This is a genomic window from Mycobacterium sp. URHB0044, from assembly GCF_000620625.1.
Lineage (GTDB): Bacteria > Actinomycetota > Actinomycetes > Mycobacteriales > Mycobacteriaceae > Mycobacterium.
Genome location: NZ_JIAW01000011.1, coordinates 96,451 through 123,399, shown reverse-complemented (window position 1 = coordinate 123,399; position 26,949 = coordinate 96,451). Strand labels below are relative to the sequence as shown.

At 68.0% G+C, this 26,949-nt stretch carries 22 protein-coding genes; 10 read left to right on the top strand and 12 right to left on the bottom strand.

Annotated elements, in window-relative coordinates; translation table 11 throughout:
- Positions 1-23: 23 nt before the first annotated feature.
- The 3 genes from nadC to nadA are packed head-to-tail and all read right to left on the bottom strand — an operon-like array spanning position 24 to position 3,513.
- On the bottom strand, positions 24-881 hold the full coding sequence (gene nadC / locus N536_RS0121925; RefSeq protein WP_029115575.1) for a carboxylating nicotinate-nucleotide diphosphorylase: 858 nt from the start codon (positions 879-881) through the stop codon (positions 24-26).
- The gene (locus N536_RS0121920) at positions 881-2,467 is read right to left on the bottom strand and encodes an L-aspartate oxidase (protein ID WP_029115574.1); all 1,587 of its coding nucleotides are present in this window, start codon (positions 2,465-2,467) and stop codon (positions 881-883) included. The genes nadC and N536_RS0121920 overlap by 1 nt, the downstream gene beginning before the upstream one ends.
- Positions 2,464-3,513, bottom strand: coding sequence for a quinolinate synthase NadA (gene nadA, locus N536_RS0121915; protein ID WP_029115573.1), 1,050 nt, complete (start codon positions 3,511-3,513; stop codon positions 2,464-2,466). The genes N536_RS0121920 and nadA overlap by 4 nt, the downstream gene beginning before the upstream one ends.
- A gap of 48 nt (positions 3,514-3,561) precedes the next feature.
- Between nadA and N536_RS0121910 the strand changes: the two genes are divergently transcribed.
- Both N536_RS0121910 and N536_RS0121905 read left to right on the top strand, forming a co-directional pair.
- Positions 3,562-4,254 (top strand): NUDIX domain-containing protein, encoded by a 693-nt coding sequence (locus N536_RS0121910; RefSeq protein ID WP_029115572.1) that lies wholly within the window; start codon positions 3,562-3,564, stop codon positions 4,252-4,254.
- A gap of 51 nt (positions 4,255-4,305) precedes the next feature.
- A complete protein-coding gene (locus tag N536_RS0121905) occupies positions 4,306-5,658 on the top strand; it encodes a lipase family protein (protein WP_029115571.1) in 1,353 nt (450 codons plus the stop codon).
- Here the strand turns inward: N536_RS0121905 and N536_RS0121900 are convergent.
- From N536_RS0121900 to bioB, 3 genes are all read right to left on the bottom strand, one after another.
- Positions 5,594-6,280, bottom strand: a complete 687-nt coding sequence (locus N536_RS0121900) for a DUF2567 domain-containing protein (protein ID WP_029115570.1) — start codon at positions 6,278-6,280, stop codon at positions 5,594-5,596. The two genes, N536_RS0121905 and N536_RS0121900, sit on opposite strands and share 65 nt — an antisense overlap.
- A gap of 95 nt (positions 6,281-6,375) precedes the next feature.
- A complete protein-coding gene (locus N536_RS0121895) occupies positions 6,376-6,579 on the bottom strand; it encodes a hypothetical protein (protein WP_036437264.1) in 204 nt (67 codons plus the stop codon).
- A 17-nt stretch (positions 6,580-6,596) separates the two neighbouring features.
- A complete protein-coding gene (bioB, locus tag N536_RS0121890; protein WP_029115568.1) occupies positions 6,597-7,592 on the bottom strand; it encodes a biotin synthase BioB in 996 nt (331 codons plus the stop codon).
- A 78-nt stretch (positions 7,593-7,670) separates the two neighbouring features.
- Between bioB and N536_RS0121885 the strand changes: the two genes are divergently transcribed.
- The 3 genes from N536_RS0121885 to N536_RS39140 all read left to right on the top strand — a co-directional run bounded on the left by N536_RS0121885 (position 7,671) and on the right by N536_RS39140 (position 12,152).
- Positions 7,671-8,258, top strand: a complete 588-nt coding sequence (locus tag N536_RS0121885) for a TetR family transcriptional regulator (RefSeq protein WP_029115567.1) — start codon at positions 7,671-7,673, stop codon at positions 8,256-8,258.
- A 113-nt stretch (positions 8,259-8,371) separates the two neighbouring features.
- A complete protein-coding gene (locus N536_RS0121880; protein ID WP_029115566.1) occupies positions 8,372-11,749 on the top strand; it encodes an Ig-like domain-containing protein in 3,378 nt (1,125 codons plus the stop codon).
- Between the two features lie 34 nt (positions 11,750-11,783).
- Entirely contained in the window at positions 11,784-12,152 is a 369-nt protein-coding gene (locus N536_RS39140) for an MmcQ/YjbR family DNA-binding protein (RefSeq protein WP_051574680.1), read from the top strand.
- On the opposite strand, the gene N536_RS0121870 is transcribed toward N536_RS39140, so the two are convergent.
- The 5 genes from N536_RS0121870 to N536_RS0121850 are packed head-to-tail and all read right to left on the bottom strand — an operon-like array spanning position 12,111 to position 16,633.
- Positions 12,111-12,890 (bottom strand): maleylpyruvate isomerase family mycothiol-dependent enzyme, encoded by a 780-nt coding sequence (locus tag N536_RS0121870; RefSeq protein ID WP_029115565.1) that lies wholly within the window; start codon positions 12,888-12,890, stop codon positions 12,111-12,113. The genes N536_RS39140 and N536_RS0121870 overlap by 42 nt on opposite strands.
- 12 nt (positions 12,891-12,902) lie before the next feature.
- Positions 12,903-13,412 carry a 2'-5' RNA ligase family protein gene (locus N536_RS0121865; protein ID WP_029115564.1) on the bottom strand — a complete coding sequence of 170 codons (510 nt, stop codon included), beginning with the start codon at positions 13,410-13,412 and terminating at the stop codon, positions 12,903-12,905.
- The gene (gene bioD, locus N536_RS0121860; protein WP_029115563.1) at positions 13,412-14,092 is read right to left on the bottom strand and encodes a dethiobiotin synthase; all 681 of its coding nucleotides are present in this window, start codon (positions 14,090-14,092) and stop codon (positions 13,412-13,414) included. The genes N536_RS0121865 and bioD overlap by 1 nt, the downstream gene beginning before the upstream one ends.
- Entirely contained in the window at positions 14,089-15,273 is a 1,185-nt protein-coding gene (locus N536_RS39135; protein WP_051574679.1) for an 8-amino-7-oxononanoate synthase, read from the bottom strand. Before N536_RS39135 ends, bioD begins: the two co-directional genes overlap by 4 nt.
- A gap of 55 nt (positions 15,274-15,328) precedes the next feature.
- A complete protein-coding gene (locus tag N536_RS0121850) occupies positions 15,329-16,633 on the bottom strand; it encodes an adenosylmethionine--8-amino-7-oxononanoate transaminase (protein WP_029115562.1) in 1,305 nt (434 codons plus the stop codon).
- Positions 16,634-16,776: 143 nt separating this feature from the next.
- On the opposite strand from N536_RS0121850, the gene N536_RS0121845 reads away from it, so the two are divergent.
- The 5 genes from N536_RS0121845 to N536_RS0121825 all read left to right on the top strand — a co-directional run bounded on the left by N536_RS0121845 (position 16,777) and on the right by N536_RS0121825 (position 25,617).
- A complete protein-coding gene (locus tag N536_RS0121845) occupies positions 16,777-18,957 on the top strand; it encodes an acyltransferase family protein (protein WP_029115561.1) in 2,181 nt (726 codons plus the stop codon).
- Between the two features lie 3 nt (positions 18,958-18,960).
- Positions 18,961-21,096, top strand: coding sequence for a glycogen debranching protein GlgX (gene glgX, locus N536_RS0121840; RefSeq protein WP_029115560.1), 2,136 nt, complete (start codon positions 18,961-18,963; stop codon positions 21,094-21,096).
- Positions 21,097-21,132: 36 nt separating this feature from the next.
- Positions 21,133-23,385, top strand: coding sequence for a malto-oligosyltrehalose synthase (gene treY / locus N536_RS0121835; RefSeq protein WP_231514600.1), 2,253 nt, complete (start codon positions 21,133-21,135; stop codon positions 23,383-23,385).
- On the top strand, positions 23,378-25,093 hold the full coding sequence (gene treZ / locus N536_RS0121830) for a malto-oligosyltrehalose trehalohydrolase (RefSeq protein ID WP_029115558.1): 1,716 nt from the start codon (positions 23,378-23,380) through the stop codon (positions 25,091-25,093). The genes treY and treZ overlap by 8 nt, the downstream gene beginning before the upstream one ends.
- A gap of 77 nt (positions 25,094-25,170) precedes the next feature.
- On the top strand, positions 25,171-25,617 hold the full coding sequence (locus tag N536_RS0121825) for a hypothetical protein (protein ID WP_029115557.1): 447 nt from the start codon (positions 25,171-25,173) through the stop codon (positions 25,615-25,617).
- Here the strand turns inward: N536_RS0121825 and ilvA are convergent.
- The gene (ilvA, locus tag N536_RS0121820; protein WP_029115556.1) at positions 25,614-26,894 is read right to left on the bottom strand and encodes a threonine ammonia-lyase IlvA; all 1,281 of its coding nucleotides are present in this window, start codon (positions 26,892-26,894) and stop codon (positions 25,614-25,616) included. The genes N536_RS0121825 and ilvA overlap by 4 nt on opposite strands.
- Between the last annotated feature and the right edge of the window lie 55 nt (positions 26,895-26,949).

Sequence of the window (26,949 nt, the reverse complement as noted above, 5' to 3'; positions counted from 1 at the left end):
TCGCTGATCCTAGAAGTCGAGCGTTAAACGTCCAGACCGACGTCGAGTACGCACACCGAGTGGGTCAGCGCACCGACCGCAAGGAAGTCAACCCCGGTGCCTGCGTACTCGGCCGCGGTGTCCAACGACAGGCCACCCGAGGATTCCAGTTCGGTCTTGGGCGCGCGCGCGTCGCGACGCTGCACCGCGATCTGCGTCTGCCACACCGGAAAGTTGTCCAGCAAGATCAATTCGACGTCCTCGGCGAGCACGGCGTCGAGCTGCTCGAGCGAATCGACCTCCACCTCGCACGGTATCTCCGGCGCAAAGGCCCGTACCGCGCGCAGCGCCTCGAGCACACCGCCCGCCGCGGCGACGTGGTTGTCCTTGATCAATGCGGCGTCGCCCAGACCCATCCGGTGGTTGACGCCACCGCCGAGCCGTACCGCGTACTTCTGCAGTGCCCGCAGCCCGGGCAGGGTCTTGCGCGTATCGCGGATCTTGGCGTGGGTGCCTTCCACCGCGGCGACCCACTGCGCGGTGGCCGTCGCGATGCCACTCAGGTGACACACCAGGTTCAGCATCGTGCGTTCGGCGGTCAACAACCCTCGCGTTTCGGCCTCGACCGTCAACAACGATTCACCGGCGTCGAGCCGCGCACCGTCCTCGACGCGGCTCACGACGCGATAGCCGTCGGCGCCGAGCACCTGGCCGAGCACCAGAAGAGCCACGTCCACGCCTGCGGCCACGCCCGGCTCGCGGGTCACCATCGCGGCCGTCGTGGTGGTGTCTGCCGGCACGGTGGCCAGGGTCGTCACGTCGGGCCCGTAGCGCAGATCTTCGTCGAGGGCGCGCGCGATCGTCGCCCTGGCTTCGGCGAACTCGTAGTCGGAGAGTCCCATCAGCCGCACACCACCGCCGGACGGGCGACCGCGGGCCTGCCCGCGACCAGGTCCACCGTGGTACTCACTGCCATCGCCGGGTCGGGGTCCGGATGGTCGGATCGGTGGTGGCAACCGCGTGACTCGGTGCGATCGAGTGCCGCGGCGACCACGACCCCGGCCGTCGCCGTCAGTGCCGCATCCTCCAAGGTCGAGCGGTTCCGCTGAGGCAGCACGGGTGCGGCCGACAGCAGGTCGGCGAGGCGCCGCAGCCCGTCGGCGTCGCGCACCACCGACGCATCGCTGCTCATTGCGTACTGTAAGTCGGTGCGGGGCAAGGCAACCCGATCGATGGTCTCGGGTTCGCTGGCGCGGGGCGCACCCGCCTCCACCGCGTGCCGGGCGGCGGCCATGCCCGCGCGACCACCCACCACCAGCCCTTCGAGCAGGCTGTTGGAAGCCAGCCGGTTGGCACCGTGCATGCCCGTACGCGCCACCTCCCCCGCCGCGAACAGGCCGGACAACTCGGTGCGGCCGTGCAAATCCGTGACGACGCCGCCGCAGCTGTAATGCGCGCCGGGAACGACCGGAATCAGTTGGCGCGTCGGATCGATCCCTGCGTCCAGGCACGCCGCCGTCACCGTCGGGAAGCGTCGGGTGAAGTCGGCGATGGCGCGGGCGTCGAGGTAGACGCACGGATCCCCGGTCCGGCTCAACCGTTCGTCGATCGCGGCGGCCACGACGTCGCGCGGCGCGAGGTCGCCCATCGGGTGGATGCCTGCGGTGACCGAATCACCCCGCGCATCAACGATAATCGCGCCCTCACCGCGGATCGCCTCGGTGATCAGTGGGCGCCTGCCACCGGCGCGACCGTCGAAGAGCATCGTCGGGTGGAACTGGATGAACTCGACGTCGGCGACCGGAACGCCTGCCCACAACGCCAGCGCGATGCCGTCGCCGGTCGAGCCCTCGGGATTGGTGGTCGCCGAGTACAGGTGACCGAGGCCGCCGGTGGCCAGGATGACCGACGGCGCGTGCACGATGCCGAGGCCGTCGTCGTTGCGCACGAGCACACCGGTCACCGCGCCGTCCTGCCGCAACACCTCCAGCGCGACGTGGTTGCGCCGGACGTCCAGCATCCCGGCGGCCCGGTTCAACGCCCGCTGGACCTCCGCCCCGGTGGCGTCACCACCGGCGTGGATGATGCGCCGTCGCGAATGACCGCCCTCGCGGGTGAGTGACCACTCCCCTGGCGCCGACTCGTCGAAACGCGCTCCGTCGCTGACGAGTTCGGCGACGGCGGCATAGCCGTCGGCCACGATCGAGGTGACCGCCTCCGGATCGCACAATCCGCCGCCCGCCGCCAGCGTGTCCGCAACGTGCGCCTCGATGGTGTCGTCGGTGCGCGGCACGACGACGGCGATACCGCCCTGCGCGTAGAACGTCGCCGTCTCGGTTGCCTTGCTGAGCACCATCACCCGGCGACCCCGGCGGTGCGCCGCGAGCGCCGCGACCAGACCCGCCACGCCGGTACCGATGACGACGACGTCGGCGCGCATCTGCCATGCGGTGTGGCTACCGCAGGACATCCCGCCTGCGCGTGTCATTCGTCGCCGCCGGGCTGTCCGATCTCGATCATTCGTTGCACGCTGAGACGAGCCGCGGCTGCCACGTCCAAGTCGACGTGTACCTCGTCGGCCCCTTCGACGAGGCAGCGCAGCAGGGCCGCGGGCGTAATCATCTTCATGTACCGGCAGGACGCGCGGTCGTTGACGGCGCGGAAGTCGACTTCTGGTGCCGCGCGGCGCAATTGATGCAGCATGCCGACCTCGGTGGCGACCAGTACCTGGCGCGCGCCGGTCTCCCTGGCGGCGTCGAGCATGCCGCCGGTGGACAGGATCTTCACGCGGTCGTCGGGGAACGCTCCCTCGCCGGCCAAGTACAACGCCGATGTGGCACATCCACATTCGGGATGGACGTACAGCTCGGCGTCGGGGTGGGCGCGGGCCTGATCGGCCAGCTCCTGTCCGTTGATGCCGGCATGCACGTGGCATTCACCGGCCCAGACGTGCAGGTTCTTGCGACCGGTGACGCGGCGGACGTGCGCGCCGAGGAACTGGTCGGGGCAGAACAGCACCTCGCGGTCCTCGGGGATGGACGCCACGACCTCGACGGCGTTGGACGAGGTGCAGCAGATGTCGGTCAGTGCCTTCACCGCGGCGGTGGTGTTGACGTAGGACACGACGACGGCGTCCGGATACTCGGCCTTCCACGCCCGCAGATCGTCGGCGGTGATCGAGTCGGCCAATGAGCAGCCCGCGCGCTGATCGGGGATCAGCACCGTCTTCTCCGGGCTCAGGATCTTGGCGGTCTCGGCCATGAAGTGCACGCCGCAGAACACGATGGTGTCCTCCGGCGCCTCCGCGGCGATCCGGGACAGGGCAAGCGAGTCACCGACGTGGTCGGCGACGTCCTGGATCGCCGGCAGCTGATAGTTGTGCGCAAGCAGCGTCGCATTGCGCTGCGTGGCCAACCGGCGCACCTCGGCAGCCCACCGCTCGTCGGCGACGACGCCGCCGTACCCGCCGGGCCCGTTCGTGATCTGGGCAGCCCAGCCGCCGGGTGACTCCGCGGTGTGGTCCAGCACCGTCATAGCCCGTCTCCTTTTGATCAGGAAGGTTTTCGACTTATGATCGAAAACATGGCCAATATTAGCACTGCACACGAAGTGCTCGCCGTCGTCTTCCAGGTTCGACACCTGTCGACGCGAAACCCGCAGCTCAGCGTGCTGCTGTGGGAGCGCGCCATGGATCCACAGCGCGGGACGTGGTCGCTGCCCGGCGGTCGGCTGCGTCACGACGAAGACATGACCAGTTCAGTTCGGCGTCAACTCGCCGAGAAGGTGGACCTGCGTGAGTTGACTCACCTCGAGCAGCTCGCCGTGTTCTCCGACCCCCACCGGGTGCCCGGTACCCGCACCATCGCGTCGACGTTCCTGGGCCTGGTGCCTTCCCCTGCCACGCCGGAACTGCCGCCCGACACGCGCTGGCACCCGGTGGGCGCGTTGCCGCCGATGGCGTTCGACCATCAAACGATGATCGACAACGCCCACGCCAGACTGGTGGCCAAACTGTCCTATACCAACATCGGATTCGCGCTGGCCCCAAGGGAATTCGCACTCTCCACGTTGCGGGACGTGTACGGGGCCGCGCTCGGCTACCAGGTCGATGCCACCAATCTGCAGCGCGTGCTGGTGAGGCGCGGCGTGATCACGCCGACCGGGACGACGGCCAAATCGGGCCGCAGCGGCGGTCGGCCCGCCGCGCTGTACCGCTTCATCGAGTCCCGTTATCGGGTCACCGACGAGTTCGCCGCACTTCGCCCGCCGACGTGACACGACCCCTCGGTATTGGTCTTTAAGGGATCCGTAAGAGACAATCACCGGATGGATGTTGGCAACGCGGCCAAGGCGACCAGTGCCGAGTGGATCGGTCAGGCGCCCCACCAGGACCTTCAGCCCAAGGTCCGACCGCAACTTCCGGCGTGGGACCCGTTCTACGCTCCGCCGGAGGGCTTCGAACACTCCCGGCCGGGGACGGTCTTGCGCTCCCGTGACGTCGAACTGGCCTTCATGGGTGTGATTCGGCAGAAGATCACGGCGACCCAACTGCTGTACCGGACCACCGACATGAACGGGCTGCCCGACGTCACGGTCACGACGGTGTTGGTGCCGACCGAGCGGGACACCACCAAGCCCTGCCCCATCGTGTCCTACCAGTGCGCCATCGACGCCGTCGCCGGTCGCTGCTTCCCCTCCTACGCCCTTCGGCGCGGCGCCAAGGCGATCGGCGCGTTGGCCCAGTTCGAGTTCCTTCTGGTGTCCGCCGCGCTGTCGGAGGGCTGGGCGGTGTCCGTTCCCGACCACGAGGGAACCGACGGCACCTGGGGTGCGCCACGCGAACCGGGTTACCACATCCTCGACGGCCTGCGCGCCGCGCTGAACTTCGACCGACTCGAACTCTCGCCCGCGGCACCCATCGGTCTGTGGGGCTACTCCGGCGGCGGACTCGCCTCGGCGTGGGCGGCGGAGATGTACGCCGACTACGCGCCGGAACTCAACATCGTCGGCGCCGTACTGGGCTCACCTGTCGCGGACCTGGGCAGCGCCTACCGCCGCCTCAACGGCAGCATCTACTCCGGATTGCCCGCCATGGTGGTCGCCGCGCTGGCGCACGTGTACCCCGGCCTCGACCGCGTCATCGCCGAGCACGCCACGCCCGACGGCAAAAAGATGCTGCAACGCATCGAGAAGATGACGACCGCACACGCGGTGCTGTCGTTGTTCCGCAAGGACATGGACGACCTAGTCGACTGGCCGCTGCAGCGGATCCTCGACACCCCAGAGGTCAAGCACGTCTTCGAGAGCATCAAACTCGGCACCACGGTGCCCACCCCGCCCGTGCTGATCGTCCAGGCGGTGCACGACAAGATCGTGTCCGTCACCGACATCGACGAGCTGATCGACACCTACGCCAGCGGCGGCGCCCACGTCACCTACCACCGCGACATGTTCAGCGAGCACATGCTGCTGCACCCGTTGTCGGCGCCAATGACGCTGCGGTGGTTGCGGGACCGGTTCGCCGATCGCCCGCTGTCCGAGCACCGGCTGCGCACGGCATGGCCGACCCTGCTGAACCCCTCGACCTACCGGGGCATGCTGCGGCTGGGCCTCATCAGCTTGAAGGTGATGACGGGCCGAGGGGTGGAGCGTCGGCCGCTGTCGGTGCTGGACCAGTAGCCGCCGGGACGGCGTAGAACTGCGGCTCCTGCGGAGGCCATGCCCCGAGATCGTCGCGGTTGGTGGTCAGCACGCACAGCGCGTAGACGAGCGCCGCCACACCCGCCGGCAGCAGGATCGTCGTCGCGATCTGCAACGGCGTGTGTCCGAAGAACACCGCGGGCGCCTCGATGACGTAGTGCACCCGGTGTTCTGGTGAAACCGGTGCGGCCGCAACGTCGATGACGCCGTAACGCCACCGCACCAGAGCAGCCCCGACACCGGCCGCAGCGCCTGCCGCGCCCATCGCCCCGACCGCCAGCGCGCCGACCATGGCCGGGCCACGATGGGCCCGCCACTGCCACACCAACGTCGCCGAGACCACGGCGAGCACGCCGAGCAAGCCGGCGATCAGGAACGCCCCGAGGAAGAGGTGGTCCGATTCGTCACCCAGGTAACCGCGGATCCGGTTGCCGCTGCGCGTCAGCGCCACGACGGCCTGGATCGGCGGTGCCAACCAGGCCCACACCGCTCCGACGACGATTCCTGCCGCCACCAGGCCGACGACGACGCGAATGACGGCGGTCCTGCGCGAAACACGCGGTGGCGCAACGACATCGGGTCGGGTCTCAGCCACGATCATTGGGGCACTCGGCTCTTCGCCCGAGGGGCTCATCGGGGCACTCTGCTCTTCGCCCGAGAGGCTCATCGGGGCACTCTGCTCTTCGCCCGAGAGGCTCATCGCCTCTCCTCGGAATCCTTGGAGTCCTGCACCCCGTGCCGCGAACACTTCGCCTCCCAGCCATCGGGCCGGACCTGCACGATCATCCGGCGCCCGCACCCGGCGCAGAACCGCGGCGGCTCGAGACCGAGTCGTGCGGCAGCGGGAACCGTGCCGCCCGCCGGCTCGCCGGTGTAGACGTTGAACTTGGGTGCCGTCACTAGAAGATGATCGCGCACTAGATGGTCGCGTTGAGCGCCTTGATCGGCATCTGGAGATCGTCGAGAAGCTCGAGATCGGCTTCGGCCGGCCGTCCCAAGGTGGTCAGGTAGTTGCCGACGATGACCGCGTTGATGCCGCCGAGGATGCCCTGCTTCGCGCCGAGGTCGCCAAGGGTGATCTCCCGCCCGCCGGCGAACCGAAGCATGGTGCGCGGCAAGGCAAGCCGGAACGCGGCGACGGACTTGAGCGCCTCGGAGGCCGGCAGCACGTCGAGGTCACCGAACGGCGTGCCGGGCCGCGGGTTGAGGAAGTTCAGCGGCACCTCGTGCGGGTCGAGTTCGGCCAGGTTCGCCGCGAACTCGGCGCGCTGCTCCAGCGTCTCCCCCATGCCGAGGATGCCGCCGCAGCACACCTCCATGCCCGCGTCGCGAACCATCTCGAGGGTGCCCCAACGCTCCTCCCAGGAGTGCGTGGTCACCACGTTGGTGAAGAAGGACCGCGCGGTCTCCAGGTTGTGGTTGTAGCGGTGGACGCCCACGTCCTTGAGGCGGTCGACCTGCTCCTGGGTCAGCATGCCCAGCGAGCACGCGATCTGGATGTCGACCTCGTTGCGGATCGCCTCGATGCCCGCGGCCACCTGGGCCAGCAGGCGCTCGTCGGGGCCACGCACCGCGGCGACGATGCAGAATTCGGTGGCACCGGACTTCGCGGTCTGCTTGGCGGCCTCCACCAGGCTGGGGATGTCGAGCCAGGCGCTGCGCACCGGCGAGGCGAAGAGCCCCGACTGCGAACAGAAGTGGCAGTCCTCGGGGCAGCCGCCGGTCTTCAGGCTGATGATGCCCTCGACCTCGACCTCGGGTCCGCACCACTTCATCCGGACGTCGTGCGCCAGCGCCAGCAGCTCCTCGAGCCGGTCGTCGGGCAGCTGCAGGACCCGAAGGACCTGATCTTGATCGAGACCGACCCCGCGCTCGAGCACCTGCTCCCGCGCCAGACTCAACACGTCCGTGATCTCGGTGTCGTCGATAGTCGACTGCGTCACCCGGTACTCCTCTGCACGACGAACTTGAACGGTGTTTAGGATACAGGCGTGCAGCTGCACCGACGCGACGTGGTCGACAAGGCCACGCAACTCCTCGACGACTACGGCATCGCCGATCTGACCATGCGCCGGCTCGCCCGCGAGCTGAACGTCAGCCCCGGCGCCTTGTACTGGCACTTCGCCGACAAGCAGGAACTGCTCGGCGCGGTCGCCGACCGCATCCTGGAGCCCACGACCCGCGTCGACGCCCATCCGGCGTGGCAGGACGGCATGACGGCTGTCAGTTCGGCATTGCGCGATGCCCTGCTGTCGACCACTGACGGCGCCGAACTCGTCTCGGCCAGTTTCGCGGCGGGGAAGTCTGCAGCGCTCAACGACATCCTGACCCGACTCTCGTCGGCCGCCACGGAAGCGGGCATCGACCGGGGACACGCAGAGTTGGTCGCCCGAACCATCGTTTATTACGTGCTCGGCTTCACCGCCGACGAACAATCTCGCATTCAATGGGACGCGGCGGGCGCACTGTCGGAAGAGCAGTCCATCCTCACAGTCGATCCCAGTGCGCGGTTCGCCTTCGGATTGCACCTGCTCGTCACCGGTGTAGCGCACGCGACCGTGCCACGCAGCGCCGTGTGACGCCGATTCTGCACATTGGGTAGGGAAACACCCGATTCGTTTTCCCGCAGCGGGCCATAGCGTCCCGTTGGGGTTCACACGGCTCCCCAGGTAGGTCTTCGGGAGGCACCGTCATGGGGTACGGCAGATACATCGGGCGGATCGGCGCATTGGCCGTCGCACTCGGCATCGGCGCGGCAGTCGGCACTGGAGGTGGCCTGCCAACGGCGTTCGCCGACGGCGGCACGGACGGAACCACCACCACGAACACGTCGGACACCACGGGCAACGGCCCCACGACGACCGACACGACAACCGACACCAAGACCTCTCCCACCGTCGACGCCGAAACCCCGACGACCCCGGCTCTCCCACCCGCCGAAGGGACGTCGGCGACACCCGGCGGCTCGGACGGTTCCGGCCCGGTCGTCGTCGTAGGCGACGGCCGGAACGGCACCACCCCGAGTTCGCCCACACAGACGCCGCCACCGTCCACGCCCGAGACGCCGCCGCCTCCCCCACCAACCACGGCTACGCCGCCGCCGCCACTGGCTTCGCCTGAGCAGGAAGACCACGGCGCCAAGTCCACACCTCCGAGTGCCCAGCACCAGAAGACGGTTGCACCGGCGACGGAAACACCTTCGGGACCGAACACTCCGCCGCCCGGCCCTCAGCCGCCCGCTGGCATCGACCTACAGGTCACTTCGTCACTGGCGCATGCTGTTTCACCGATCCAAGCCCGGGTCGCCGCGTCTACGCCCGACATTCCAGCCGCATCGGCCCAGCAGGTCCTGCCCGCCGCCCTTTCTGCGCCAGTGCCCGCACCGGCGCCGCAAATGAACATCATCAGCGCGGTGCTGTCGGCGTTCGGCTTCACGCCGTTGCTGGCCCCCGGTCCAGCGGCCCCCGCGGCCACTCCCGGCATCTGGACGCTCCTCGCGTGGGCGCGCCGCGAGATCGAGCAGACCTTCTTCAATCACACGCCCACCCTGAAACCGACTCAGAACAGCCTCATCGTCGACGAGAACGGTGAAATCACCGGTAGCCTCGGCGCCTCCGATCCCGACGAGGGAGAAACCGAGGGACTCACCTTCCGGCTGGTGCAGGACGGGGCGCACGGCCACGTCGTGATCCACGACGACGGCACCTGGACCTACACCGCGAACGAGGGCTACAGCGGACCCGACTCGTTCAAGGTCATCACCAGCGACGCCGACACCGGATGGCACGTTCACGGGCTGCTGCAGACCTTGTTCTCACCCAACGGCGGCGCCACCCAGGCCGCCACGGTGAATCTCGTTGCACTGCAATCAGCCAACGTCGTCGGCTCACCCCTTCGCCTCGGCGGTGAACCCATCGGTTCACCCGTGTTCAGCCCGGACGGCAAGACCGGATGGCAGCTGGCCCGCCCCGCGGGAACTGCGGAGGGATACCGGCTCGTCATGTTCGACATGGCAACCGGCCACTTCAGGTCAAGCGTGACGACAGGCGCGGGCGTCCCCACCGACGAGGGCCTCGTCCTCAGCGCCGATGGCACGCGCGCCTTCTTCGTCATGCAACGAGGCGACGACGCCACCGACGTGAACATCGTCGCCCTCGACGGCCCACCCGACATCCCCGACACGGTGTCGATCGTTGGCAAGCTGGTGAATCCCGGCGACGTGGTGCTCAGCGCCGACGGCAAGCGGATATACGTGACCACCCGCGAGATAGGCGAGCGCTACGACCGCACCCACGTCAGCGTCGTCGACCTCAGCGGCGAGAGTTTGGTGGCGGAGCGCAGCGCATTCGGTACCTCCTCGGGGCCGGTGCTGGAAACTGCGAGCGGCCGCATCGTTCAGGTGGTCGTCATGGAGTCGTCGACACCCTCCAACGCGGCCACCTCGGTCATCCTTCTGGACAGCCATACCGGCCAGCCCGTCGGCGACCCGTTGCATTTTGGCGGGGCCATACCGCGCGGTCAGTTGATCCTGGACGCCACCGGCACGCGGGCCATGCTCCGACTGGACCCCGTGGACCCGGTCGTCGGTGGCGACATGCTGATCTTCGTCAACCTCACCAACGGGACCGTGGCACACCCGGTCAGCATCCAGAGTGACGCCACGGCACGGTTCGTCGGGGACGGATCGACCGTGCAACTGGTCACTCTCGTCGCCGCTACCCCACTTCACGACGCTTCCTACTATGTCAGCGTCCTGGACACGGCATCCGGAGCCTCCCTCGGTTCGACGAACTTGCACTTCAACAGCCTCCAGGCACCCGCTGCCACCTACGCCGACGACGGCACCGGCTACTACGTGGCCCCGCTCAGCGATCACACCGAGGTCTACGCCATCGGCCCCGACGGAACGTCGCGGGTGTTCGTGGTCGACGGGTCGTACATCCGCGGTGCCATTTTCCAACCAACCCGAAGTGCGATTGTGCTCAACGCAGACCAAAGCCGGCTCTACGTCACGACGGTCACGGGACCAGACGACGCCACGACGCTCCTGACAGCGATCAACGTCGCCACCGGCACGTCGTCGAGCGTCCAACTCGACGGCAGCCTCAATTCGCCGATGGTGACCAACGAACAGCACAGCCGCGCAATCGTCTTCACGCACACGCCCGGAGTAACCAATGAGACCGGCGCGTACGCGACCGTGATCGACCTCGTGACGGGCCAACCGGTCGGTTCGCCGATGAAGCTGGCCGCCGACGGTGTCAACAGTTTCCCCCGAGCGACGTTCACCGCCGATGGCAACAAGGCCTACGTCGTCGTCAACAACAGTTCGATCACGCCCGGGCAGGGAACCACCACATTGACCGCGATCGATCTGGTCACGGGCCAGGCCATCGGGGCGACCATCGTGGATGGCGATCCGGCCGACTTCATCGACGGGCCGGCCCCGGGTTTGGTACTGGGCGCCGACGGAACGAAGGGCTTCCTCGTCACGGAGAGGTTGCTCTCCGACGGAAGCAGCCACGAGCTCGTCGTGACCGGACTCGATCTCACCCGTGCCTCGGTCATCGCCGTCCCGGTCGTCCTGGCTGGGCCCGGCGACGCACCAAGGTTCACCGTCAACGAGGCCGGCACGTTGGCTGTCTTCCTCCGCAAGGGCTCGAACACGCTGTTCGATCTCAACGGTCACAGCGTGAAGGTGACGTCGCGCGACTCCAGCGGCATCGTGTATACGACGTTCAGTGAAGACGGCAACGCCGCCTACATGCGGGCATCCACGTATCTCAACGGCGAGGAATCGACTGGTATCACGACGGTGATTCGGACACCCAGCGGTGACCTGACCACGCTGCAACTCGAGCTACCCGACTACGCCGCCGGCGATCTCAACTTCAGTCCCGATGGCGCGCGGGCGGTTCTCGAAACGCGGGCCGGTGCCGACCGCTTCCTGCAAATCCTCGACTTGGGCGCTGCCACGACACTTCCCGACGTCGAGGTGCCGGAATCCGTCGTACCGATCAATCCCGCGCAGGCGCTGCGCGAGTGGATCGAGCACATCTTCTTCATTTGAGGAGATGTCGGACTCCCCTACTAACGTCACGTACGTGATCACCGTCGACGACGTCCGTCGCGTCACCGCGTCGTTGCCGCGGGCGTACGAAGTGGTGGTGCGCGATCAGATCAAGTTTCGGGTGGGCCAAATCGTCTTCGTTGCGTTCTCGCGCGACGAGACGGTGCTGGGCGTCGGCTTCCCCAAGGAGGAGCGGGCGGCGATGGTGGCTGCCGAGCCCGACAAGTTCATGCTGCCCCGCACGTCGGACATGAGATACAACTGGATCCACGTCCGGCTGGACGCGATCGATCTCGACGAACTGCGTGAGCTGGTGGTCGACGCCTGGCGCATGTGCGTCCCGAAAAAGGTTGCGGCGGCTCTACATACCGTTGGCGACGACCGCGCCCACGGCCTCGACTGACGCGGCAGCACCGGAGGTCGCCACCGTGCCGCCGCGGCTCCACGCCCACAGCGCGAGGTCGACCACCGGCGCTGTGACCGTGGCCGTCGGCTCCCCTGCCTCCGCCCTGCGCGCCATCGGCACGTCCACGGGTGTGCCCGACTCGGGGCCCACACCCGTCCAGTGCCCGACCTCGACGAGCCACCGCCCGTCGACGTCGGATGCCACGAACTCGACCACGGCACGTGCCTCGTACGTCGCCCCGTCCGGCAGCCAGCCCCACATCACGTCCACGGCATGGTCGACGGCACCGGCGGCCACGGCGGCGTCGATGTCGCCGATCGGTAGACCCGCCGCTAGTTCCGCGTCGACGCGGTGCATCGTCGCCTCGTAGGTCTGCATCCTGCGGGTGAAGCCGGCCGTCTGATCCGGCGGCCACCACGACCAGCGCGGCTCGGAGTCGTCCAGCCGGGCGAGCTGCTCCAGCAAGGCCGTCGTGGCCCGCTCCCGCAGCGCCAGCAGATGGGCCATGTCGGTCGGGCGTTCGGGTTTGGCCTCCTCGATGGCCGCGAGGTCGGCCTCGGCGCGGGCATCCTGCGACAGCACGCCGGCCCAGAAGTAGTGCACCTCGGTCAGGTGCCACAGCAGATCAGCCGCGGTCCACTCTGGGCATGTCGGGCAGCGGGCGTCGGGTGCCGCGCTGGCCAACACGGCGGCGAGGCGCTCGGCTTCCGTACGAATGATCGCGATCCGGTCCACGAGCCGAGTGTGTCAGCTGATCGGGAACTCTGCCTTCGCATTTCCGTCCCAGCGACGTAGGCCAATGAAGCTGCCGCTGATCTCCGAGGGCCGTCCTGCGATGCGCACGGCCCGCGCCAGGTGTGCCGGACCGACGCGCCGAGCCAGCGTGACATGACCGGTCCACTGGCCGGGCACGCTGTTGGCCATGGGGCCTGGCTGCAGGTGCGGCAGGCACAATCGGTGCACCTCGGCGTGGACCGCCAGCAGCTCGGCCGTCGGCACCACGAGTCGCGTAACGATCGCGGTCGATCTGCCGAACAACAGTGGCGCACCGACGATGCACGGCAGGGGAAACCGCTCGGGCAAGGACGCCAGGAGACCATCGACCGCCGGATCGATCCGCTCGGCCACCGCCAACGTCACATGGGGCCGGCTCGCGGGCGACTGGCTGGGTATTCCGGCGTCGCGCAGCTCGTCCCAGACGTGCCGGATCGCCGCCTCGGTGTCCGGGTCGAAGACCAGCTCCACGGAGTGGACCATCAGCCCACCAGGCCCGCCACCCAGTCGGGGTCGAACGCGGACACACTGAGGTTCGCGAAGTCCTGGGCACTCATCGAGCCGGCGCCGGTCGGCAACGCTGCGCGTAGCGGAGCCAGCGCCGCCAACGCGTCCCAGTTCGACGTTTCGGCGACTCCTGGGTCGGCAGGCCACGCGCCGATCATCAGCCCAGCCGATGGAATCCCTTGCGCAGCAAGGGCTTCCAGTGTCAGAGCAGTGTGGTTCAGCGTGCCCAAACTCGGTGCCACCACCACGAGCACGGACGCAGCCAGATCCGATGCGAGATCGCGCAGCGTCACCCCGCCCTGGCCGAGCTCCACCAGCAGGCCACCGGCGCCCTCCACCAGAGTCAAGCGCCTCGGCCCGTCGACCTCGCGCACCCACGCCGTCAGTTCGGCACGCGTCGGCAACGCCATACCGACGCGCGCCGCAGCGGCGGCGGGAGCCAATGGCTCGGGAAACCGTGCGAGGCCGTGCAATTCGCTGACTCCGGAGAGCCGGCGTACTTCGGCGAGGTCGTCGTCGCCGTCGGCGGTGCCGGTCTGCAGCGGCTTGCACACCGCGACGTCGATCCCGGCCAACCGTGCATGGCAGGCCAGCGCCGCGGTGGCGATGGTTTTGCCGACGCCCGTGTTGGTGCCGGTGACGACGAGGACGCTCACGAGTTTTGGACGTCGCCGCCGGGTCGGTTTCGGCGCGCATCGGCGAGGACTTCCGTCAACACGCGCCGAGCGAGGACCACGTCGTCCTCGTCAAGGGACGCGCGCGCGGTGAGCCGCAGCCGCGACGTGCCGACGGGGACGGTGGGCGGCCGGAAGCATCCCACCCGGACGCCGCGGTCGAGACAACCGGTAGCAGCGGCCAGCGCAACCTCGGGCTCACCGAGGATCACCGAGACGACCGCGGAATCCGGCGTCTCGGCGACGTCGCAGACCTCGGCGAGCGTGGCGGCGTGTCGCAGCACGGCATCGGCGCGCCACGGCTCGGCGATCAGCACCCGCAGGGCTGCCCATGCAGCGCCGACCGCGGCAGGCGCCAGGCCGGTGTCGAAGATGAACGGCCGCGCGGCATCGATCAGATGATCGCGCACCGCCGACGGGCCCAGCACCACGCCGCCCTGACTGCCCAACGCCTTGGACAACGTCGTCGTCATCACGACGTCGGGCGCGCCCGCCAGACCGACCTCGTGCAGGAGGCCGCGGCCACCGTCGCCCCGCACGCCGAGGCCATGTGCCTCGTCGACGATCAACAGCGCGCCATTCTTGCGGCACACGTCGTGAACGGCGCGCAGCGGCGCCATGACGCCGTCGGCGCTGAACACCGAGTCGACGAGCACGATCGCGCGTTCCTCGTCGCGCGAGCCCAGCGCGGCGTCGATCGCGGCCACGTCGCGATGCGGGGTGACCGTCACGCGGGCGCGGGACAACCGGCAGGCGTCGACCAGGGACGCGTGGGTCAGCGCATCGGAGACCAGCAGCGACCCAGCGCCGGACAGGGCGACCACCGCTCCGAGATTCGCGGTGTAGCCCGACGAGAAGACCAGCCCGGATTCGGCACCGACGAACTGCGCGAGCGCCGTCTCGAATCCCTCGTGCAGTTCGGTGTTCCCGGTGACCAGGCGTGATCCGGTCGACCCGGCCCCCCAGGTGCGCAGCGCATCGACCCCGCCCTCGATGACGTCGGGGTGCTGGGACAGGCCCAGGTAGTCATTGGACGCCAGGTCGAGTTCGGCGCCGACGGGCGGCCGGGCACGGAGCGAACGGCGCAAGCCGGCCGCGCGGCGCTGTCGTTCGACGTCGTCGAGCCAGGCCAGCGGCGAGAGACCTGCGCGTATCGACACCATGCGTCTCCTCCGAACCCGACTCGAACCCGTCGGCGAGCCGACAATTGAACACCGTTCAGGTTAGTGCACGCGCGACGCCGACCATCGCGGAGGTGATCTGGTCGACCTCCGCGGGCGTGCAGACGTACGGCGGCATGGCGTAGACGAGGTTGCGGAACGGCCGCAGCCACACCCGGTGCCCCAGCGCCGTCGCGGTCGCCACGGCCACGTCGACGGGCCGGTCCATCTCGATGACGCCGATCCCACCGAGCACGCGAACGTCGGCGACGCCGGTCAGGGTTCGCGCCGGTGCCAGCCCGTCGGACAGCCCCGTCTCGATGGTGCGCACGCGCCGCTGCCAGTCCTGGCCGATCAGCAGTTCGACCGAGGCCACCGACACCGCACAGGCCAGCGCGTTCGCCATGAACGTGGGGCCGTGCATCAGCGCACCCGCCTCACTCGTGCTGATCGTGGTGGCGATGTCGTTGGTGCACAGCGTGGCGGCCAACGTGACGTAACCGCCGGTCATCGCCTTGCCTACGCACATGATGTCCGGGGTGACGCCCGCGTGGTCGGCGGCGAACAACGCGCCGGTGCGACCGAAGCCCGTCGCGATCTCGTCGAAGATCAGCAGCACGCCGTGGCGGCTGCAGGCGGCCCGCAGATCCGACAGGTACCTCGGGTCGTGGAAGCGCATGCCTCCGGCGCCCTGCACGACGGGTTCGACGATGACCGCGGCCAGTTCGTCGGCGTGCTCGGCGAGTTGACGCTCGAACGCCGCGCTGTAGGCGGGGTCGTAGCTGTTCGGCACCTGCGGCGCGAAGATCTGGTCGGTGAGGACGTCGGACCAGAGCGAGTGCATGCCGCCGTCCGGGTCGCACACGCTCATCGGCGTGAACGTGTCGCCGTGATATCCGCCACGCCACGTCATCAGCCGGTGCTTGCCGGCGCGCCCGACGCTGCGCTGGTACTGCAGCGCCATCTTCACCGCCACCTCGACGGCCACCGAACCGGAGTCGCTGAAGAACACCGTCTCCAAGCCATCGGGGGTGATCTGCACCAGCAATTGCGCCAACCGCGCCGCGGGCTCGTGGGTGAGGCCGCCGAACATGACGTGGTTCATCGTCGCGAGTTGGCCGGTGATCGCAGCGTCGAGAGCAGGATGGCCGTGGCCGTGGATGGCCGTCCACCACGAGCTCATCGCATCGATGACCTCGATCGGACGTCCGTCGTCACCGGCGGGGTCGATCACCGTCAGCCACGCGCCGCGCGCCCCGACGGCAACCACGGGCGGCAGCGCTTCGGCGCCGATCGTGCTGTACGGATGCCACACGTGGGCGGCATCGATCGCACTGATCTCGGCGGGCGTCAAAGCGGGCATCGGCACAGTCTGCTCTTCGCGCAAGCGCTCATCGGCGGCTGTCTGCTCTTCGCGCAAGCGCTCATCGGCCCCATCTTCGCGTCGCATCACCGCTCATCGCAAAACGCGCCTGGCTCCCTGATTGGGTAGATTGACCGTCGACCATGATGACCCTCGCCCCACCCCGGTCGGCGTCGCGCGCCGATACCGGGACAGAAGCCCGCGCCGTCATGGGCACCCGCAAGTCGGGTTTCTACCGCCACGATCTCGACGGTCTCCGAGGCATCGCGATCGCGCTCGTTGCCGTGTTCCACATCTGGTTCGGCCGCGTCTCGGGCGGTGTCGACGTCTTCCTCGCCCTTTCGGGATTCTTCTTCGGCGGACGGTTGTTGCGTGCGGCCATCACGCCGCACGCCTCACTGGCTCCCGGGCCCGAGGTGATGCGCTTGGTCCGGCGACTGTTGCCTGCGCTGGTCGTCGTGCTCGCCGCGTCGGCGGTGCTGACGATCTTCGTCCAGCCCGAGACCCGCTGGGAGACCTTCGCCGACCAGAGCCTCGCCAGCCTTGGCTACTACCAGAATTGGGAATTGGCCAGCACCGCATCGGATTACCTGCGTGCCGGGGAGGCCGTGAGCCCGCTGCAGCACATCTGGTCGATGTCGGTGCAGGGCCAGTTCTACATCGCCTTCCTCGTGCTGATCTTCGGCTTCGCCTACCTGTTGCGTGGCCGCCTCGGCAGGCACACCAGGACGGCGTTCATCGCACTGCTGAGCGTGCTGACCGTCGCATCGTTCGTCTACGCGATATTCGCCCACCAGGCCGACCAAGCCACCGCCTACTACAACAGCTTCGCCCGGGCGTGGGAGCTCCTGCTGGGCGCGCTCGTTGGCGCAGTGGTGCCCTACGTGCGCTGGCCGATGTGGCTGCGGACGACCGTCGCGGTGGTGTCGCTCGCGGCGATCCTGTCGTGCGGCGCGCTGATCGACGGCGTCAAGGAGTTCCCCGGCCCGTGGGCCCTCGTCCCCGTCGGCGCCACGATCCTGTTCATCCTCAGCGCCGCCAACCGCGTGGCCGATCCCCACGTCGCACGCCTTCGGGGCAGGCTGCCTGCACCCAACCGGCTGCTGGCCACCGCGCCGTTCGTGTCGCTGGGCGCGATGGCCTACTCGCTGTACCTGTGGCATTGGCCGCTGCTGATCTTCTGGCTGGCCTACAGCGGTCACACCGCGGCCACCTTCGCCGACGGCGCAGGCATTCTGCTCGTCTCCGGCGTCCTGGCCTGGCTCACCACCCGCTACGTGGAGAACCCCCTGCGGTACAAGGCCGCGGCCGCCGCGCCGAAGCCGGTAGTCACCGTGCCGATCCGGGTACGGCTGCGGCGACCCACGATCGTGTTGGGGTCGGTGGTGACGCTGCTCGGCGTGACGCTGACCGCGACGTCGTTCACCTGGCGTGAACACATGACCGTCCAACGGGCCAACGGCAAGGAATTGTCCGGCCTCTCATCGCGGGACTATCCCGGTGCCCGCGCGTTGCTCAACCACGCGAAGGTGCCCAAGCTGCCGATGCGCCCGACGGTGCTGGAAGCGAAGGACGATCTACCCGAGAGCACCACCGACGGCTGCATCGGCGACTTCGACGACGTCGACGTCATCAACTGCACCTACGGCGACGAGACGGCGACCCGCACCATCGCGTTGGCGGGTGGTTCGCACGCCGAGCACTGGATCACCGCCCTGGATCTGCTCGGCAGGCTGCACCACTTCAAGGTCACCACGTACCTGAAGATGGGTTGCCCGTTGACCACCGAGCAGCAGCCGCTCGTGATGGGCGACAACCGGCCCTATCCCAAGTGCCGCGACTGGAACGACAGGGTGATGAGCCGGCTGCTCTCCGACCATCCGGACTACGTGTTCACGACGTCGACGCGACCGTGGAACATCAAGCCGGGCGATGTGATGCCCGGCACCTATATCGGCATCTGGCAGGAGTTCTCGAACGCGGGCATCCCGATACTGGCGATGCGGGACACTCCCTGGCTGGTACGCAACGGAGAGCCCTTCTTCCCCGCCGACTGTCTGGCCAGCGGGGGCAACGCCATCTCCTGCGGCATCAAGCGCTCTGAGGTACTGTCCGACCACAATCCGACGCTCGATTTCGTCGCGCAGTTCCCACTGCTGAAGCCGCTCGACATGAGCGAGGCGGTGTGCCGCGAGGACTACTGCCGTGCCGTGGAGGGAAATGTGTTGGTGTATCACGATTCTCACCACATCTCGACCACCTACATGCGCACCATGACGAACGAACTCGGCCGTCAGATCGCCGCCGCGACCGGCTGGTGGTGACGGATGGAGACCACCGTCTGGCCAGGCACCGCATACCCACTCGGCGCGACGTATGACGGTGCGGGAACGAACTTTTCGTTGTTCTCCGAGGTAGCCGAGAAGGTCGAACTCTGCCTCATCGCCAAGGACGGCACCGAGGAGCGCATCACCCTCGACGAGGTCGACGGCTATGTGTGGCACAGCTATCTGCCCACCGTCACGCCCGGCCAGCGCTACGGGTTCCGGGTGCATGGGCCTTGGGATCCGGCCGCCGGTCACCGCTGCGATCCGAGCAAGCTGTTGCTGGATCCCTACGGAAAGTCGTTCCACGGCGACTTCGACTTCACCCAGGCGCTGTTCTCGTACGACCTCGAGGCAGCCGAGGCCGACCCCGCAGCCATCGGAACCCCGCCGATGGTGGATTCGCTCGGGCACACCATGACCAGCGTCGTCATCAACCCGTTCTTCAACTGGGCCTCCGACCGGTCACCGAACACGCCCTACCACGAGACGGTGATCTACGAGGCGCACGTCAAGGGCATGACCCAGACGCATCCCGGCATCCCGGAGGCGCAACGCGGCACGTACGCGGGGCTGTCGCATCCGGTGATCATCGACCACCTCAAGTCGCTCGGCGTGACCGCGATCGAGCTGATGCCGGTACACCAGTTCCTGCACGACCACCGGCTGCTGGATCTCGGACTGCGAAACTATTGGGGCTACAACACCTTTGGGTTCTTCGCGCCGCACTACCAGTACGCCGCCAACCAGAACGCCGGTGGCGCCGTCGCCGAATTCAAGACCATGGTGCGGTCATTCCACGAGGCCGGCATCGAGGTGATCCTCGACGTGGTCTACAACCACACCGCCGAGGGCAACCATCTGGGCCCCACGATCAACTTCCGCGGTATCGACAATGCGGCCTACTACCGGTTGCTAGATGGAGACCTGCAGTTCTACAAGGACTTCACCGGAACCGGCAACAGCCTCAACGCCCGGCATCCGCACACCCTGCAGTTGATCATGGACTCGTTGCGGTACTGGGTGCTCGAGATGCACGTCGACGGCTTCCGCTTCGACCTCGCGTCCACCCTGGCGCGCGAGTTTTACGACGTCGATCGCCTCAGCGCGTTCTTCGATCTGGTCCAGCAAGATCCGGTGGTCAGCCAGGTGAAGTTGATCGCCGAGCCGTGGGACATCGGTGAGGGCGGTTACCAGGTCGGCAACTTCCCGGGTTTGTGGACCGAGTGGAACGGGAAGTATCGCGACACTGTGCGTGATTACTGGCGGGGAGAACCCGCAACCCTAGGCGAATTCGCGTCCCGTCTGACCGGGTCGTCCGACCTCTACGAGGCGACGGGCCGTCGACCCAGCGCCAGCATCAACTTCGTCACGTGCCACGACGGCTTCACGTTGAACGACCTGGTGTCGTACAACGAAAAGCACAACGAGGCCAACGGCGAGGACAACCGCGACGGCGAGAGCCACAACCGATCGTGGAACTGCGGCGTGGAGGGCCCCACCAAGGACCCGGAGATCCTCGCGTTGCGCGGCCGCCAGATGCGCAACGTGCTCGCGACTTTGGTGCTGTCCCAGGGCACCCCGATGATCAGCCACGGCGACGAGATCGGCCGTACCCAGAAGGGCAACAACAACGTCTACTGCCAGGACTCGGAGCTCGCCTGGATGGACTGGTCGCTGGCCGAGACGAACGCCGACCTGCTGGCGTTCACCCGGAAGGCGGTGGCGCTGCGCAACGATCACCCGGTGTTCCGCAGACGCCGGTTCTTCGCGGGCAAGCCGATCCGTACCGGTGAGCAGGTCCGTGACATCGCCTGGCTGACGCCCGCGGGCGAGGAGATGACGCCGGAGGACTGGGGTGCGGCGTTCGGGAAGAGCATCGCGGTGTTCCTCAACGGCGAGGCCATCCCCGAACCGAACTCCCGCGGCGAGCAGGTCAAGGATGATTCGTTCCTGTTGTGCTTCAACGCATTCGATCAGGAACTGGACTTCGTCATCCCTGCCGACTGGTATGCAGAACAATGGACCGCTGCACTGGACACCGCGAACGCATCCGGTGATACCAGCCTGGTGGTCGTCGCGGGCGAGAAGATCTCGCTGCAGGCCCGATCGTTGGTCGTGCTGCGCAAGACGGGCTGACCCGTGGCTCCTATGCTGTCCACGTACCGCTTGCAGATGCGCGGTGACGAATTCACCTTCGCCGATGCCGAGAACCTCCTCGACTACCTCGACGAACTCGGCGTCAGTCACGTCTACCTGTCGCCGATCCTGACGGCGGCGGAGGGCTCGACGCACGGCTACGACGTGATCAACCCCACCGAGGTGTCCCCCGCACTTGGCGGTGCCGACGGCCTGGCCCGGTTGTCGAAGGCGGCTCGGATAAGGAAGATCGGCCTCATTGTCGATATCGTGCCCAACCACGTCGGCGTCGACGACCCGCGGCAGAACCCGTGGTGGTGGGACGTCCTCACCCATGGCCGCGAGTCCCGGTACGCCACCTACTTTGACATCGACTGGACCCTGGACCCCGATGGCCGAATCGTGTTGCCCGTCCTGGGATCCGATGACGACACCGATGGCCTGACCGTCGACGGCGACGTGCTACGGCTCGGCGACCGGGCGTGGCCCATCGCTCCTGGCACCGGTACCGGCAGCGGCCCCGAGGTGTACGGCCGGCAGCACTACCGGCTCATCGGGTGGCGTCACAACGTGTGCGGGTATCGCCGGTTCTTCTCGATCACCTCACTGGCCGGGCTGCGTCAGGAGGACCGCGCGGTGTTCGACGCCACCCACGTCGAGGTCAAGCGGTGGTTCGACGAGGGCCTCGTCGACGGATTGCGCATCGATCACCCCGACGGCCTGACGAACCCCGCCGGCTATCTGGAGTGGCTGCGGGAACTCACCGGGCCCGATCCGTGGATCGTGGTGGAGAAGATCCTCGCGGTCGACGAATCGCTGGACCCGACACTGCCCGTCGCCGGCACCACGGGCTACGACGCGCTGCGCGAGATCGGTGGGCTGTTCGTCGATCCCGACGGCAAGCAGGCGCTGACGGAGGCCGTCGACGCGGCGGGTGCTGACTACGGCCAGACACCCGTGGCCGCCCGTGCACTCAAGGCCGAGGCCGTGACCACCACCTTGCACAGTGAACTCGGCAGGCTCTGCCGGACCATCGTCGCAGTGACCGGCGACGAGCATCCCGACCTCGCCGCCGGCGTCGCCGCTTTGATCAGCCACATCGGGGTGTACCGCTCGGACTACCTGTCCTTGGCAACTGTGCTGCCGGTGGCACTGGCCGAAACTGCAAGCGAGAAACCTGAATTCGCCGAGCCACTCGCGATCGTCGCGACCGCAGTATCGGCCAGCACGGAGGCCGCGGCACGCCTGCAACAGCTGTGCGGCGCCGCCACCGCCAAGTCGATGGAGGACTGCCTCTTCTACCGCGATGCGCGGCTGGTTTCGCTCAACGAGGTGGGCGGCGAGCCGGAGTGGTTCGGGGTGAGCAGCGCGGAGTTCCACGACCGCGCCGCCGTGCGTGCCCGGCTGTGGCCGTCGGCGATGACCACGTTGTCCACCCACGACACCAAGCGCGGGGAGGACGTGCGCGCCCGCATCGGCGTGCTGTCGCAGGTGCCGTCGCTGTGGGCCGAGCTGGTCGGTAAGTGGACGCTGAAGGCCCCGCCGCCCGATGCCGTGACCGCACTCTTCTTGCTGCAGAACGTCTTCGGCGTGTGGCCGGTCGACGGCACCGTCACCGAGACGCTTCGCGACCGGCTGCACGCGTACGCCGAGAAGGCGATCCGCGAGGCAGGCAGCCACACCACGTGGAACGACCCCGACGCGGAGTTCGAGTCGGCGGTGCATGGCTGGCTCGACGAGGTGCTCGACGGGCCCGTGGCGACCGAGATGACCTCGCTGGTGGCCCGCCTCGACGAGTTCGCCCGCAGTGACGCGCTCGGCCAGAAGCTGGTGCACCTCACCGCCCCAGGCGTACCCGACGTGTACCAGGGCACCGAGCTGTGGGAGGACAGCCTCGTCGATCCCGACAACCGCAGGCCCGTCGACTACCGCGCGTGCCGTGCGGCACTGAGCACCATGGAGCACCCCAAGATGCGGGTCGTCAACGCCGCATTGCGGCTACGCCGCGACCGACCCGGCACCTTCTGCTCCGGCGGTTACCGACCGCTGCTGGCCGCCGGGCAGGCGCGTCAGCACGTGGTCGCGTTCCTGCGAGGCGACGACGTCCTCGTGGTGGTCAGCCGATGGACGGTGCGGCTGGCCGAAACCGGTTGGGGTGACACGTCGATCGAGCTTCCCGGCGGCGTCTGGACCGATCGACTCGGTGCGGGCAGGTTCACCGGCACGGTCTCCGCCGCAGAACTGTTCGCCGAGCTGCCCGTCGCGCTGTTGGAGCGGGTCGATGACTGAGTTCGCGGTGTGGGCGCCGCGACCGTCGCTGGTCCGCCTGGACGTCGACGGCGACCTGCACCCGATGACCCGAACCGACGACGGCTGGTGGCGCGCCGAGGTCGACGCTCGTCCCGACGCCCGGTACGGCTTCGTCCTCGACGACGACGAGAAGGTGCTGCCCGATCCACGCTCCCCGCGGCAGCCCGACGGCGTCCACGAGCGCTCCCAGCTATGGGACGCCTCCGCGGTGGCGTGGACCGACGCCGACTGGCAGGGCCGCTCCATCGCGGGTCGGGTGATCTACGAATTGCACGTCGGAACCTTCACTCCGGCAGGCACGTTCGACGCCGCCATCGAGAAGCTGGACCATCTGGTGGATCTCGGCGTCGACTTCGTCGAAATCATGCCGGTCAACGCGTTCAGCGGGACGCACGGCTGGGGTTACGACGGCGTGCTGTGGTACGCCGTCCACGAGCCCTACGGCGGACCCGACGGGTTGGTGCGCCTCGTGGACGCCTGCCACCGCCGCGGGCTCGGCGTGCTGATCGACGCGGTGTTCAACCACCTCGGCCCATCCGGCAACTACCTCCCCCGGTTCGGGCCGTATCTGTCCTCGGGCAGCAACCCGTGGGGTGAGTCGATCAACATCGCCGACGACGACTCCGACGAGGTCCGCGCGTACATCATCGAGTGCGCGCTGCGGTGGATGCGCGACTTCCACGCCGACGGACTGCGCTTGGATGCCGTGCACGCGCTGGTCGACACCACCGCCGTCCACATCCTCGAGGAGTTGTCGGCCGAAACCGACTCGCTTGCAGAGCGATTGGGGCGGCCACTGTCCCTGATCGCGGAGAGCGACCGCAACGATCCGCGCCTCATCACCCCCCGCGATCGGGGGGGCTACGGCATGACCGCACAGTGGGACGACGACATCCACCACGCCATCCACACCGCGGTGTCCGGCGAACGCCAGGGCTACTACTCGGATTTCGGTTCACTGGAGACCCTGGCCACCACCCTGAAGAACGGCTACTTCCACGCCGGGACATATTCCTCGTTCCGGCATCGCCGGCACGGCCGCCCCTTGGACACCGCGACCATCCCGGCCACCCGGCTGCTGGCGTACACCGTCACCCACGATCAGGTCGGCAACCGCGCAATCGGGGATCGACCGTCGCACAACCTGGACTTCGGGCAGCTCGCGGTCAAGGCCGCCCTCGCCCTCGGATCGCCCTACACCGCAATGCTCTTCATGGGCGAGGAGTGGGGTTCGACGAGTCCTTTCCAATTCTTCAGCTCGCACCCCGAACCCGAATTGGCGAGGGCCACCGCCGAGGGACGCAAGGCCGAGTTCGCCGAGCACGGGTGGGACGCCGACGAAGTGCCCGACCCACAAGATCCCCAGACCTTCGAGCGGTCCAAGCTGAACTGGGACGAGGTCGGTGACGGTGAGCACGCGCGGCTTCGCGACACCTACCGCCGGCTCATCGCACTGCGCCACGACGAACCCGACTTCGCCGACCCCTGGCTGGACCATCTGGTGGTCGAGTACGACGAGGATCAACGGTGGATCATCTTGCGGCGCGGGGCCTTCACCATCGCGTGCAACCTCGGCACGGAGCCGGTGTCGATTCCCGTCACCGGCGAGGTCGTCTTGGCATGGGATCAGCCCACCGTCACGGACGCAACGCTGCTACCGGGTCACTCGTTCGCGATCCTGCGCTGAGTCAAGTCCGAATCCACAACCTGCGCGCCTGTGGATGAGTGAGCCGCCCATCGGCCGAAACCGCCCATCATGCGGGTGTGAAGAACCATGACTTCCTTCCGATCCCGCCCATGGAGACGGCCACGGACCCCATTGCGTCGCCAGCGGACCTTCGACAACGGTGGCGCGCCTTGATGCAGGAACTTGGATTCGGCGAGCGCCTGCTCAGGTTCGCGTTCGTCGGTCCCGACCGTCGGTTCATCAAGGTGCTGACCGAGGTGGAGATCGGGCCACGGCCCGTCACCACACAGGTCGACGATCTGATGGCAGCGTTGGCCACGTTGCTCGAGGGGTTGGGCGACGGAACCACTGCGGCTCTGCTGCTGACGCGGCCGGGCCGCGGCGGACTGTCGAACGCCGACCGCGCGTGGCACAGCGCGCTGATCGCGTCGGCGGAACGCTTCGACGTCCCTCTGGAACCGATCTTCCGCGCAAACGACGAGGCTCTCGTACCGATCACGGGCCAACTCGAGGCCACCGGTTAGGTCAGATAGCGGTAAGCCGCCGAGCCGGGCTCCAGCGCCTCGACGTGCATGTCGGAGGCGCGCATGCGCTCCATCAGGCCGTCGAAGTCGGCTGCCGAGCCGAGTTCCACACCGACGAGGGCCTCGCCCGTCTCCCGGTTGTTGCGCTTGACGTACTCGAACAGCGTGATGTCGTCGTTCGGGCCGAGCACCTGGTCGAGGAAGCGCCGCAGTGCGCCGGGCTCCTGCGGGAAGTCCACCAGGAAGTAATGCTTCAACCCGAGGTGCACCAGTGAGCGCTCGAGCACCTCGTTGTAGCGGGAGACGTCGTTGTTGCCGCCGGAGATCAGGCACACCACCGTCGATCCGGGCGCGACGTCGGCCTCGAGGAGGGCAGCCACCGACAGGGCGCCTGCGGGCTCGGCGATGATGCCCTCGTTCTGGTAGAGGTCGAGCATCGCGGTGCACACGGCGCCCTCGTCGACGGTGGTGATGGACACCATGTCTCCGGCCGCGGCCAATGCCGCGTAGGGGCGTGCACCGGCTTGCGCCACCGCCGCGCCGTCGACGAACTGGTCGACGTGCTCGAGGGTCACGGGAGCACCGTTGGCCAGCGCGGCGACCATGGCTGCCGCACCCGCGGGTTCCACTCCCAGCACGGAGGTGCTCGTGGTGCGCTCGGCCAGATACGTGGTGATGCCGCTGATGCACCCGCCGCCGCCGACCGGCACGATCACCAGATCGGGTTCGCCGTCGAGCTGGTCGAGGATCTCCACGGCGATGGTGCCCTGACCGGCCATCGTGCGTACGTCGTCGTACGGCGGCACCAGGGTGGCACCGGTGCGCGCGACGTCGTCGAGCGCCGCGGCCGCCGCGACGTCGTAGGTCTTGCCGCCGACGATCAGCTCGATGAACTCGCCGCCGTGATACCGGATCCGGTCCCGCTTCTGCTTCGGGGTCTTACCCGGTACGTAGACCCGGCCATGAATGCCCATCGACCGGCAGGCCAGGGCGAATCCTTGCGCGTGGTTGCCCGCCGACGAGCACACCACGCCCGCGGCCTTCTCCTCCGGGGTCAACTGCATCAGCAGGTTGTAGGCACCGCGCAGCTTGTACGAGCGCACCGCCTGGAGATCCTCGCGCTTCAGGTAGACCTGGGCGCCGGTCACTTCCGACAATCGATCGCTCAGCTGCAGCGGAGTGCGCGCGACCACGCCGGAAATTCGTTGAGCGGCCGCATCGATGTCGGCCGCGGACAGCGGCGACGTACGAGGACTCTGGCTCAACTCAGCGGACACCGGTCAATGGTGCCACTTCCTGGTTGTCCCGCGAAAACTGGTTTAGCCGCTCGCG

Bases quoted from the DNA above. Each gene is read 5' to 3' on its own strand.
- nadC (WP_029115575.1), bottom strand. From the start codon at position 881: ATGGGACTCTCCGACTACGAGTTCGCCGAAGCCAGGGCGACGATCGCG.
- N536_RS0121920 (WP_029115574.1), bottom strand. From the start codon at position 2,467: ATGACACGCGCAGGCGGGATGTCCTGCGGTAGCCACACCGCATGGCAG.
- nadA (WP_029115573.1), bottom strand. From the start codon at position 3,513: ATGACGGTGCTGGACCACACCGCGGAGTCACCCGGCGGCTGGGCTGCC.
- N536_RS0121910 (WP_029115572.1), top strand. From the start codon at position 3,562: ATGGCCAATATTAGCACTGCACACGAAGTGCTCGCCGTCGTCTTCCAG.
- N536_RS0121905 (WP_029115571.1), top strand. From the start codon at position 4,306: ATGGATGTTGGCAACGCGGCCAAGGCGACCAGTGCCGAGTGGATCGGT.
- N536_RS0121900 (WP_029115570.1), bottom strand. From the start codon at position 6,280: ATGATCGTGGCTGAGACCCGACCCGATGTCGTTGCGCCACCGCGTGTT.
- N536_RS0121880 (WP_029115566.1), top strand. From the start codon at position 8,372: ATGGGGTACGGCAGATACATCGGGCGGATCGGCGCATTGGCCGTCGCA.
- N536_RS0121865 (WP_029115564.1), bottom strand. From the start codon at position 13,412: ATGGTCCACTCCGTGGAGCTGGTCTTCGACCCGGACACCGAGGCGGCG.
- N536_RS39135 (WP_051574679.1), bottom strand. From the start codon at position 15,273: ATGGTGTCGATACGCGCAGGTCTCTCGCCGCTGGCCTGGCTCGACGAC.
- N536_RS0121850 (WP_029115562.1), bottom strand. From the start codon at position 16,633: ATGCCCGCTTTGACGCCCGCCGAGATCAGTGCGATCGATGCCGCCCAC.
- N536_RS0121845 (WP_029115561.1), top strand. From the start codon at position 16,777: ATGATGACCCTCGCCCCACCCCGGTCGGCGTCGCGCGCCGATACCGGG.
- glgX (WP_029115560.1), top strand. From the start codon at position 18,961: ATGGAGACCACCGTCTGGCCAGGCACCGCATACCCACTCGGCGCGACG.
- treY (WP_231514600.1), top strand. From the start codon at position 21,133: ATGCGCGGTGACGAATTCACCTTCGCCGATGCCGAGAACCTCCTCGAC.
- treZ (WP_029115558.1), top strand. From the start codon at position 23,378: ATGACTGAGTTCGCGGTGTGGGCGCCGCGACCGTCGCTGGTCCGCCTG.